The sequence below is a fragment of the uncultured Fretibacterium sp. genome (assembly GCF_963544685.1).
Classification (GTDB): Bacteria; Synergistota; Synergistia; order Synergistales; family Aminobacteriaceae; genus CAJPSE01.
Window position 1 is genome coordinate 1 of the sequence record NZ_CAUUGJ010000081.1, and the last position, 10,807, is coordinate 10,807.

Below are 10,807 nucleotides of genomic sequence, written 5' to 3' on the forward strand. Positions count from 1 at the left end.
GATACCATAACGGTAGCCTTTTATAAACCAACCACTCCTGATAGCGAGGAGCCTTATTTTTACTCCTTGACCGATCTGATTGCCAAGCGCGTGGAGAGCGTTCCGGAAGCGGATCGCCCCACCGTCTATTTTGCCAACCAGAAAATCCTCAAGTGTTCCAACAAGACGGATATGATCCGGCGTTGCGGCGGAGTCCCGGTAGCCGCCGAGATTACCGCCGGTTCGGCCATCATTGGAAAGGAGCAGCTGATCCATTGGAATCCCGATTACATTTTCGTCGATCATGCCGGCTCCTCGGGAAACGCCACCGCCGAGGAAGTCATTGCCGAAATGCTTAAGGATCCCGATTACGAGAGCATGACTGCTGTGGCCAAAAACCGTATCGTCATCGTGCCGACGGGCGTGTTTTTCTGGGATTCGGGGGTACAGCAGCCCCTGCTGATGCTGCTTCTGGCCAAAACCCTGCACCCTGACCGGTTCGGGGACATCAATATGAGGGACACGCTGAAGGACTTCTACACCCGCTTCTTCCGTTATGATCTGACCGACGAACAGGCCGACACGATACTGGCCCATCGGGATCCCCCGAGGTAGGCGCTTTGCCTGTGATCGACGGCATTGCCAGACGGGAAGCGGTGCGGCTCATCTGCTCCCGTCTCAAGAGGACATTGGAGACGGAGTATCTCCCCCTGCAGGAGGTCTGCGGCCGGGTTGTGGCGGAGGACGTTCGTTCCCGGCTGAACCTCCCCGACACGCCCTGCAGCCGCTGGGATGGCGTCAGCTTCAATTTCGAGAGTTATGTCAGGAACGGCAACTCGACCGAAGGATGGCTGGAGGGGGTTGATTACCGCTTAACGAATACCGGCATCGGCATCTTCAACGACAGCTTCGACACGATGGTAAAAGCTGAGGATACGGAATTTCGTGACGGCCGGCTGTATGCCATCCGCCAGTCCGAACCGGTGGAACGGGGGCAAAACGTGATTCCGGTCGGAGAGAGAATGGCGATTGGCGAGGTGCTGTTGTCCCGGAATACGCTTGTCCGCCCTTCCCATCTGAATCTTATGGCCTCAGGCGGGAACTTGACCGTACCAGTCTATCGCAAGCCGACAGTGGCGCTTCTGCCCTCCGGCGACGAGCTGGTCGCCTGCAGCGATACGCCCATGATCGGGCAGACCATCGAGTCCAACACCTATTCCATGCGAGCCAAGGTCGAACAGTGGGGAGGCAGGGCTCTGCTTTACCCCATTTTGAAAGACGACACGGCGGCGCTTCAGAGGGAGCTTCGCCGGGCAGCGGCCGAGGCCGACATCGTCGTCATCAGCGGGGGCTCGGGGCGCGGTCGTTACGATCTTCTGCAGGCGGCCATCGCGGAGATCGGCGAGCTGTATTTCTCCAGTGTCGACCACGGTCCCGGCAAGCGGACCTGTTTTGCAGGCGTGGATGGCACGCCGGTCATCGGGGTGGTCGGCCCACCGGGCGGGGAGGAAATGACTTTTGATTTTTACGTCGTTCCCGCCATTCGAGCCAGCCTTTGCCAGGAGCATCGGGAGACAATGCTTCCGGCCATCCTGGACGCGGATGCGGAGCCACATCCGCGTGTAAATTTCTACTTTACTCTGCATGTCCATCGGGGCGAGGACCATGAACTGCATGGCCGGCTGCTTCCCCATGCCCGGCTGGACCGCAGCATTGCCGAGCACAACGGCTATCTTTACGTTCCCAAAGGAAGCCGAGGTTATGTGAAGGGCGACAGAGTGACGGTCGAGCTTCGTATAGGATACGAAAATATCTGAATTCGAGGTGGGCCGTTTTTGGGGCGGGCTGCCGCATTGTCCTGTACCGCGCGGTAGCCCGCCCATTTTGTACTGCGCAGAACGGTGGATAACCTTGCAGTCCCTCAGACACCCGTCCTGTCTCATTCAGTCCCTCGGTGCCCCCTGCCGAATTACCCCATGTCCAAGGAAGCGTGTGAATAAAACCAATATGTGTGTCTGAAGAAAATGCACAACGCATCTCCGTGTGCAAAAAATCTTCGGCGTATCCCTGAAAATCGGCGTGAGCGTTTCAAAAGGCGTATTGGGTACGGCCGTTGAAGCGGCTGCCCCCCTCCGTCGCGGCGCACGACCGGGATCTGCCTTGACATGGCATTCCTTTTGTCCTATCCTTCACGCAATGAAAGCGAATTATTTTTCAAGATAACTTGGGTTTGCATTCACGTCGTCCCCAGTTTATGGCAGGGCGAAAGTTTGCAGGCACGATCCGAGGGCTTGATGCGGAAACCCGATCGGGACAAGCATCCGGAGGTCGTTGTGATGGGAAGCATTGCTCGGAACCGTTTTTTTCGGGGGCCCTCCTACAGGGAGTTTGATCAGGCCGCTCGACTCCTCGATCTCCTGGGAATTTCGCGTCCGAAGGACTGCGTTTATACGGAGATCAGAGGCGGGGAAAGGCAGATGGTGCTCGTTGCTCGAGCTCTGATGCGGGAACCGTATTGTTTGCTCATGGACGAGCCGATCGCAAATCTGGACCTCGGCAACCAGATGCGTGTGCACCAGCAGGTAAGGCTGCTGGTGCGGCAGGGCATGGGAGTGATGATGCCCTTTCATGTGCCCGATCACGCGTTTTCATGTTGTTCCAAGGCTGCGATTCTCGGTGCGGAGCGTCCTTTTCAGGTTGGGGCGGTTGAGGAAGTGTCGGGAGAAACCGTGCTGAGCGAGGTATACGACACCGATGTGCGCATTCTCCGGCAACGGGAGGGAAAATATACGATCAAGACCAGCGTCCCCGTCTTGAGAGATGCAGTGGAGAGGTGTCTCTGATGCCGATGCCGTTTGAGGGAGCGTCCACCATAGGCTGTTCGGACCTGTATGAGGTTTTGGAAAGGATCGAACGCCTGTTTGCACGTGAGGGAATCCCTGCGGGCAGGCTCGAAAAGATCGGTTTTGCCCATCGGTGGACGATGGTTTTGGCCGGCGGCGGGCAGTCGGGAATGGCTTTCAACTACACCGGAGAGCATGCCATATACGGCCCTGTGGACCCGTCGCCCATCGAGGCCATGCGGCAATGGGTCGGGGGCGATCTCCTGACTGCGGTCAGGGAGCTGTTGAGCTGGCGCGGGCTTTTAGCCCGCTCCGTCTGTGTGGCCATGCTCAATGCCCTCTCCCGTCCCCTGTGCTTGGAGAGAAGGCTGCTCTGCCGCGGCATTGTCCCTCGGCAGGAGGAGGACTTTTCCTTCGTTCGCCGGGGGGAGAAGGTTGTGGTGATAGGCTGCGGTGGAGTTGCCGAACCGCTTCGGCGCCGTTGCGATACGCTGCACATCAGCGATATGCGCTCTCCCGTGGCGCTTCAGACCCTGACGGTCGATTCCGGCGTGCATTACGGTCCCTCCAACGTCGTCTTTCATGGCGCGGAGGATAACGAGGCGCTGCTGAGCGATGCGGATGTCCTTTTCATGACCGGGGCTGTCCTGGTCAACGGCACCTTCGAGGAGCTGATGGGATACGCCAGAAATGCGCGAATCGTCGGTATGTTCGGCCCGAGCGCACAAATCCTGCCGGATTTTCTGATCGACAAGCGGGTCCATTACATCACGACTTCCGTGCTTAAGGATCCCGAAGCCCTTTTCGATCACTTGACGGAAAGTGTCGTCGAGGGCCGATGGGGGGATTATACCGAGCCTCGCGTTGTGTGGACAAAGGGCGGCCTCTGAAGATCTCGCGTCGTTTTTGAGCGACGGGCCGATACGGCCGTTCTTGCCGGACCGATGGGAGAGGAGGATTTTGGGAGATAAATAGGAACTCACGGACGAGGAGTGCCGATCTTTCTTCGGCAGGGAACCCGCTTTGATGTGATGGCGTTAAGATTCCGACTTACCCTTTGTAATGATGGAAGGAGTGTAGAGAATATGAAGTTTTCTGTTTTCAAAAGCTGCGGATGGAGAAGGCGGCTTGCCGTACTGCTCGTCTTCGTGATGGTGCTTCAGCTCTCCGTCGCCGCGGGGGCTCAGGAAAAGGCGGCACGCTTGGCCGAGACGATTACCGATCAGGCGAACCGTGAAGTGAGCGTCCGTATTCCCTCCGAGAGGATCGTCTGTCTTCAACACCATTCCCTGGATATCATCACTCAGGTGGGAGGTCAGAAGTCTCTTGTCGGCGTTGTGAAGGGATGGGAGAGACTGCTCGGCGGGTACATGAGGGATGTCTTGCCGGGCATAGAGGCTCTGCCGACGCCGGGAGACCTCAACGACTGCAACGTCGAGGAGATCGCGAAGCTTAAGCCCGACCTGGTGATCGTCGCGGTGCAGTTTGATAAGGGAAAAATCGCACAGCTCGAGAAATTGGGAATTCCGGTCCTCGTCGTGGCCCTGCGCACGTGGCAGGGGGAACAGAAGGAGGCGCAGAGTCCGGATCTTGCCGATCCCGATACGGCGTATACCCTGGGGTGTAAATGGGCGGTCGAGACCCTCGGCCGGCTGACGGGACGCGAGAAACAGGCGGAGGCTCTCTGGAATTTTGCCATGGAGAACAGGAAATATGTCGAAGAGCGTCTGGGCGACATCCCCGAAGCCCAGCGGATACGGGTATTCATCGCCAACGAAAACAACATGACCTACGGTACCGGGAAGTATGTCAGCTGTCAGCTGGAGAGGGCCGGAGCCGTCAATGTCGCAGCGAAGGAGCTGAAGGGTTACAAAGAGGTGAACTTCGAACGGGTTGCCAAGTGGGATCCGGACGTCATTATCGTTCAGGATCGTTACAAGGAGGTCTACGACGAGATTTTGTCCTCCGAAAAATGGAAGCCCGTCAATGCGGTCAAACACGGACGGGTTTACCTTGCGCCGAGCTGGACCAAAATATGGGGCAATCCGGGCCCTGATTCGATCGCTCTTGGAGAGCTCTGGCTGGCAAACCGCTTTTACCCCGAGCGCTTCGATGAATCCGTCTTGAAGGACAAGGTGGAGCGCTTTTATGGGGAATTTTACGGAATTCCTTTCAAGGGGGCTTTTTGAAGAACGTCCACGCATCCCGAAGCCTTTGCCTCGGCCTTCGGGCCACCTTGGTGCTGATTCCGGTGGGCATCGCTTTTGCCTCTTTGATGATTGGCCCTTACGATATCGGCCCTCTGGAGGTTCTGAAAATCCTGGCGGGAAAGCTCCGGCCGGGCTGGGAGGCATCGGATAGCATGGCGGTCGGCATGATTTGGCAGGTCCGACTGCCCCGAATTCTGGCATCGGCCATGATCGGCGCCGGTTTGAGCGTATCCGGCGCCGTTTTTCAGGGGCTGTTCAAAAATCCCCTGGCCTCTCCCTATACGTTGGGGGTCTCGAACGGCGCGGGATTTGGTGCGGTCCTGGCCATTCTCTTCTCCGGCGGAGCGGTCCTCGTCCAGGTTTTTGCCGTCGGATTCGGAATGCTTTCTTTGGGCATCGTCTTCGTTCTCGCGGTCCGTAGCAGGCGGTCCTCCGTGACACTCGTGCTTGCGGGAATGCTTGTTGGCGCTCTCTTTTCGTCGCTCGTCTCCCTGCTCAAGTTTATCGCCGACCCTTATGAAAAACTGCCGCAGATCGTCTTCTGGCTCATGGGCTCCTTTTCCTCGGTCGACTACCCTGAGCTTTGGCGGATTCTGCCCTTTTACATCATCTCTCTGGCCGTCCTGCACCTTTTTCGGTGGCGGCTCAACATCCTGAGCCTGGGGGACCGGGAGGCCCAATCCATGGGGGTGAACGTAAGGGCAAACCGTGTCGCCGTAATCGCGGCCGGCAGCGTACTGACCGCCCTCTCCGTCAGTGTGGCGGGCGTCATCGGCTGGGTGGGGATCGTCGTTCCTCATCTCGCCAGGATCCTCGTGGGGCCGGACTTCCGAGTGCTGCTTCCGGTGAGCGTCTCTCTGGGGGCTTCATATCTGATTCTCATCGACGGAATATGCCGAACGCTCACCGCCTCGGAAATTCCTCTAGGGGTCGTCACGGGTATTGTCGGTGCGCCTCTGTTCATCTATTTCATTTACAAGAGAAGGGTGAACTGGTGATGCGTCTGGAGGTACGCGATCTGAGCTTCGAATACCACAGGGGAAAGACCGTACTGGACGGGATTTCGTTTGCCTACTCGGCGCCGGACGTCCTCTGCATTCTGGGAGAGAACGGAATGGGGAAGAGCACGCTCCTCAGATGTATCGTCGGAGAGCTTCGCGGCAGCCTCGGAGAAATCCTTATTGATGGGGTCCCCGTGAAAAACTACGGAGCCCGGGCTTTGGCCACAAAAATAGCCTACCTTCCGCAGACGCACGTGCCCTTCTTCCCTTTCTCCGTACTGGATGTCGTCGTCATGGGGCGGATCTCCCGCATGGGGTACCTGGCCAATCCCGGCGCCGAGGAAGAAAGGACGGCCATGGCAAAACTGGCGTTCTTGAACGTCGCCCACCTTTATGACAAGCCCTACACGGACATTTCCGGCGGAGAGCGCCAACTGGTGCTGCTGGCTGCAGCCCTGGTTCAGGAGCCGGAGGTGCTGGTACTGGACGAGCCCACCGCCCATCTGGATTTCGGGAATCAGTTTCGTTTCCTTCGGTTGGTAAGAAGCTTGAGGGATCAGGGAATAGGGATTATCATGACGACGCATTTTCCCGACCATGCGCTCGATGTGGGGGGAACCACGGCGGTTCTGCGAAAAGGGCGGCTGGCCGCATGGGGCCCGTCAGACGATGTGATCGACGGCGAACTGCTGTCCACGGTCTACGGCCTCGATGTCGAGGTCGGACGCCTTGGAGGACGGAAGTTCTGCCGGGTGCGGTCCTGAGGGACGCCCCCTATCGGAAAGGGATTTTCCCCTCCCTTTTCCGGTGCATGAGCCCTCAATAACGCAGCGAATTGCAAGTGTTGCGTTCGTAGAAACTGCCGTCCTCTCCCCCTCTCACGATCTCCCGGTAAAAAGGAGTCCTGAATCATGAACTGTGCGTTCGTCTCCTCGGAATCCTGTGCTGCATGGGGCTTCGGTTTTTTGCTGATGCCGGAGGCGGGCGGTGTGCGGCCTGCCCCGATCCAAGCGGAGCTGCGTCCTTAAAGCCCTATGAGACGCTCGCTTTCCGACTTTGCCCCACTTCTGCCGGGTGATGAAGGGCTTCCCGAAATCCTGGAGGAGATTCGAGGCGAACTCTCCGTCGGTGTCGCGTGGCGAGAGTTGGGTACAGGAAAAGTCATCGGCTGCCTGGCGCTGGATCGTCCGAACGGCATTTCGGGAGAGCCCCTCGGGGGGGAGGGCTGTTTGTCGGCTCTGCGGCTTTTCTATGGGCAGCGGCTGGCGGGAAGCCGCCTGAAGGCCCGCTATCGTAATGAACTTGTACAGGACCTCATCTTCTCTCGAAACATCTGCTCCTCACCGCAATGGACATGATCGATATCGAGAACGTCATCGTCGAGTACCCCGAATCCACGGCACCCTGCGGGGCGAAGGGAATCGGGGAGCCGGTCATGCCGCCCATCGCCATCGGAGAGAGTAGTAGCCTCCATTTTCACGGGCTTTTGCATTTCGGACCGCCATTTTCGTCAAGGCCATTTCTCTGCCCTCCCGTATAACGATTTTGGGCATGCCTGTGCATAACGAAAATCCACGTCGTATAACCTCAAGAGTCCACTAAAACATTGCAGGACTATTGAAAAGAGGTTTGACCGTATAATTCCCCAAGGCCATTCCGAGTCCCTGATTCCATTATGCGGTTTGTTATACGACAGCCGATTCGATTCAGGGATATTCCGGTCGATAGCGTCAGGCGAGAGAAAAGCAAAAACCCCGCTCGCCAGCGGGGTTTTTGACTTAGTCAGATTTTCGTAAAAACAAAAATGGCGGAGAAGGTGAGATTCGAACTCACGGAACGGCAAGCCGCTCAGTTGATTTCGAGTCAACCGCCTTCGACCACTCGGCCACTTCTCCGCACCGATTCCAACTTTTTTATTATAGCTGTTTTTTATAACCAGTGTCAAGGAGAATTGTGTCGCTTTGTCGTTGATCCGTGATAATGTCACCCTATAAGTAGTCAGAGAAAATGTCCCCCCCCGTACGATAGGTCTTTTTGGATAATATCGGCATGGAGCAGGAGCGAGTAAATCCCCTAACCGGGAAACGCTGTTTTTCGCCCACCGGAAGGGTGAGGGAGCGCCGTCATCGTTGTATGATATAATACCTTGGTCTCAAAAAGAAACGTGTTTTTTGAGCCGTTAGCTCAGTCGGTAGAGCACCGGACTTTTAATCCGGGTGTCGTGGGTTCAAGTCCCACACGGCTCACCAGTCCAATCTCAAAAGCGGTCCCATCGTCCAGGGGCCTAGGACACAGCCCTTTCAAGGCTGCGACGCGGGTTCGAATCCCGCTGGGACCGCCAGTTAAAAGAGCGCCACCGACACCGGACTACAGCCGTGATACAATTCTCTCGAAAAGATACGCGGGGGCCTGTCCTCCTTTCATGAAAGAGCTGCTGACCTTGGCGGGGGCGGCTCTTTTTTTGTGCTTGCGCCTCATTATACGACGGAGTACGGTAAAATAGGAGATGGAAGGGAGGTGAGCGCATGACACGTATACGAGAACTGCGGCAGGCCAAGGGGTTGACGATGGCGGGGCTGAGTTATGAGGTGCGGATACACCCGTCGATCCTCTCCTTAGTGGAGCGGCGCAAGGCCCCGGCGAGCGAGCGGGTGCGTGAGGGGCTGAGTACGTTTCTCGGCATTCCCTTGCGGGAGGCGTTCGACGACAAGGGGCTGGCGGTATGAGGCCAAGAAAAAGCCGTCCGGGGCATGGACGGCGAAAGGAGATGAAAGATGTTGACTGTCGGGAATATTGTACCACGAGCACCACGAAGGAGGGGCGGCGGCGGGATACGCAGGGCGTTCGACAAGCGTTATCGGAGTGTGCTGACACGCGCCTATGATTTTGAGAATCGGGAGTTTGATCTTGAAAAACTGAACGGAATCATTCGGGTTGACGAGGGGGCTCCCGAACTCAACGAATATCGGGACAGGCTTCTCAAGGAGCGGGTTCTTGCCGCTTTGGACTGTGAGCTGGGGGGCGAAACCGCCATGCTGTGGCTGGAATTGGGGAGTGCAAGCCACGCTGCGGGGCACCCCGAGATGCTTCAAGTGGCGCGCGAGTTTCGAGATTCCCTGGAAAAGCCTTTCATGGAGCCGGATAAGTTCGGAAACCTCGTCGACAAACGGGACCAGGAGCTCAAAGTCTGCCATGTCTACGAGCTGCATCGGTATCTGTCGCGTCTCGTGAAGCAGATGAGGTATCTTGCGAAGGTGAACCGCACACCGGCTGCGCGTCGCAAACCGAGGATGGCGGCTATCGCGAGATACTTTCTGCGTGTGCGTCCCACGTCCCGCTCCCGTGCCCCCCGCTCCCAGCGTAGGGCGTCCTTCTCCGTGGCCGCATCCAGTCCGGGCGGAGGAGACTCATCAGGAGACCCAGACTCAGGAGAATCCGGCCAAGGAGATCCCCCCGGGCCTTACCCTTTCCGTTCCTTCGTAATATCCCCACCGAACTATAAATACAATCGAAGACCTTCTCATCCGTGGCTTGGCCTCGGCTGTTGCCGCATGGAGAGGGGGCGGTCGGCATGGTAACGGCACGGAACCGCGAAGCGTGGAAATCCCAGAGGCTGGCCGTGCTGGAACACCTCCAGTCGGGCCGGAGCATCACCCAGGACGAGGCGCGGGGGCAATTCGGCATCATGCGCCTGGCCTCCCAGATCGACGAGCTCAGGCGCTCCGGCTGGAACGTCCTGACCGAGATGATCCCCGTCGGAGAGAACGGAGCGCGTGTCGCCCGGTACTCCCTGGGGGAGGAGCCGAGGCGGGCGAGCCGGTTCCTCCCTGTGGCTGCGGAGAACATTCCCGACGAGCTCAAGGCATTGCCTCAGTGGGTCGTCTGGCGAGGCGTGGAGCGCAACGGAAGGACGACCAAGCCGCCCCGTCAGATCGACGGGCGACCGGCCAAGGCGAACGATCCCTGGACCTGGACGACCTTCGAGAATGTACTGGAGGCCTACGAGGCGGGCGAAGCGGACGGCATCGGGTTCATGTTCGCCTCGGGCGGCGGGCTGGTGGGCGTGGACCTGGACGGTTGTATCGGGGAGGACGGGACGGTTGCCCCCAAGGCGGCGACCATCGTGGAAGCGCTCGGCAGCTACACGGAATTTTCTCCATCGGGCAAGGGGCTTCATATCATCGTCCGCGCCGAGCTGGAGAAGGGGCGCCGTAGCGGGCCGATAGAGGTCTATCCTGGCGCCAGGTTTTTCACCATGACCGGGAGCCTCTATGACGAGCACTCCGAGCTCCGGGCCAATCAGGCGGCGGTGGACGGGCTGGTCAAGGCCATCCGTCCGGAGAGAAAGGTCAAGGGAGCCGTAGCCACAGGGGGAGGGCGTCGCTACCTGCCCAACCCCGAGCTGATCGAGAAGGCCAAGGGGGCCGCGAACGGGGCGAAGTTCTCCCGCCTCTGGGCGGGCGACACCTCGGGCTACAACTCACACTCCGAGGCCGACCTTGCGCTGTTGGCCATGTTGCTTTATTGGACGGACGGCGACGAGGACCGAGCGCGGCTGCTCTTCGAGCAAAGCGGCCTGGTCCGCGAGAAGTGGACGGAGCGGGCGGACTACCGGCGCAGATGCTTCGAGTTCCTCCGGCGGAAGAGGGCGACGGCATGAACGTTTGGGAAAACGACGCCATACTCCCGCTGGAGACCTTGCAGACGTGCCTTGCCGCCGAGGAATGGGAGCTGTCTCTTATACACATCTGACGCTGCCGACGACTAGTCGAGT

Annotated in this window: 9 protein-coding genes and 3 tRNA genes; 11 read left to right on the forward strand and 1 reads right to left on the reverse strand. The window is 58.4% G+C overall.

The features are described from left to right. The 7 genes from ABLA28_RS08215 to ABLA28_RS08245 all read left to right on the forward strand — a co-directional run. Nucleotides 1-594, forward strand: a 594-nt coding sequence (locus ABLA28_RS08215) for an ABC transporter substrate-binding protein (protein ID WP_347713241.1), incomplete at its 5' end; no start/stop codon positions are given. A gap of 11 nt (nucleotides 595-605) precedes the next feature. Then, nucleotides 606-1,796, forward strand: a complete 1,191-nt coding sequence (locus ABLA28_RS08220) for a molybdopterin molybdotransferase MoeA (protein WP_347713248.1) — start codon at nucleotides 606-608, stop codon at nucleotides 1,794-1,796. A gap of 348 nt (nucleotides 1,797-2,144) precedes the next feature. After that, entirely contained in the window at nucleotides 2,145-2,822 is a 678-nt protein-coding gene (locus ABLA28_RS08225) for an ABC transporter ATP-binding protein (RefSeq protein WP_347713242.1), read from the forward strand. Further along, nucleotides 2,822-3,712, forward strand: a complete 891-nt coding sequence (locus ABLA28_RS08230; RefSeq protein WP_347713243.1) for a DUF364 domain-containing protein — start codon at nucleotides 2,822-2,824, stop codon at nucleotides 3,710-3,712. Before ABLA28_RS08225 ends, ABLA28_RS08230 begins: the two co-directional genes overlap by 1 nt. A gap of 195 nt (nucleotides 3,713-3,907) precedes the next feature. Continuing rightward, nucleotides 3,908-5,011, forward strand: coding sequence for an ABC transporter substrate-binding protein (locus tag ABLA28_RS08235; RefSeq protein WP_347713244.1), 1,104 nt, complete (start codon nucleotides 3,908-3,910; stop codon nucleotides 5,009-5,011). Continuing rightward, complete coding sequence (locus tag ABLA28_RS08240) at nucleotides 5,008-6,030, forward strand: iron ABC transporter permease (protein WP_347713245.1); 1,023 nt, start codon at nucleotides 5,008-5,010, stop codon at nucleotides 6,028-6,030. Before ABLA28_RS08235 ends, ABLA28_RS08240 begins: the two co-directional genes overlap by 4 nt. After that, nucleotides 6,030-6,797, forward strand: a complete 768-nt coding sequence (locus ABLA28_RS08245) for an ABC transporter ATP-binding protein (protein WP_347713249.1) — start codon at nucleotides 6,030-6,032, stop codon at nucleotides 6,795-6,797. Before ABLA28_RS08240 ends, ABLA28_RS08245 begins: the two co-directional genes overlap by 1 nt. Before the next feature lie 1,041 nt (nucleotides 6,798-7,838). On the opposite strand, the gene ABLA28_RS08250 is transcribed toward ABLA28_RS08245, so the two are convergent. Continuing rightward, nucleotides 7,839-7,928, reverse strand: a tRNA-Ser gene (locus ABLA28_RS08250). Between the two features lie 278 nt (nucleotides 7,929-8,206). Here ABLA28_RS08250 and ABLA28_RS08255 point away from each other — a divergent pair. The 4 genes from ABLA28_RS08255 (at nucleotide 8,207) to ABLA28_RS08270 (ending at nucleotide 10,693) form a co-directional block, all read left to right on the forward strand. Further along, a tRNA-Lys gene (locus ABLA28_RS08255) sits at nucleotides 8,207-8,282 on the forward strand. 16 nt (nucleotides 8,283-8,298) lie between these two features. Beyond that, nucleotides 8,299-8,374 (forward strand) — tRNA-Glu (locus ABLA28_RS08260). A gap of 184 nt (nucleotides 8,375-8,558) precedes the next feature. Then, nucleotides 8,559-8,759: a hypothetical protein gene (locus ABLA28_RS08265; protein WP_347713246.1), complete on the forward strand. Its 201-nt coding sequence runs from the start codon at nucleotides 8,559-8,561 to the stop codon at nucleotides 8,757-8,759. A gap of 845 nt (nucleotides 8,760-9,604) precedes the next feature. Beyond that, nucleotides 9,605-10,693: a helix-turn-helix domain-containing protein gene (locus ABLA28_RS08270; protein ID WP_347713247.1), complete on the forward strand. Its 1,089-nt coding sequence runs from the start codon at nucleotides 9,605-9,607 to the stop codon at nucleotides 10,691-10,693. Nucleotides 10,694-10,807 lie beyond the last annotated feature (114 nt).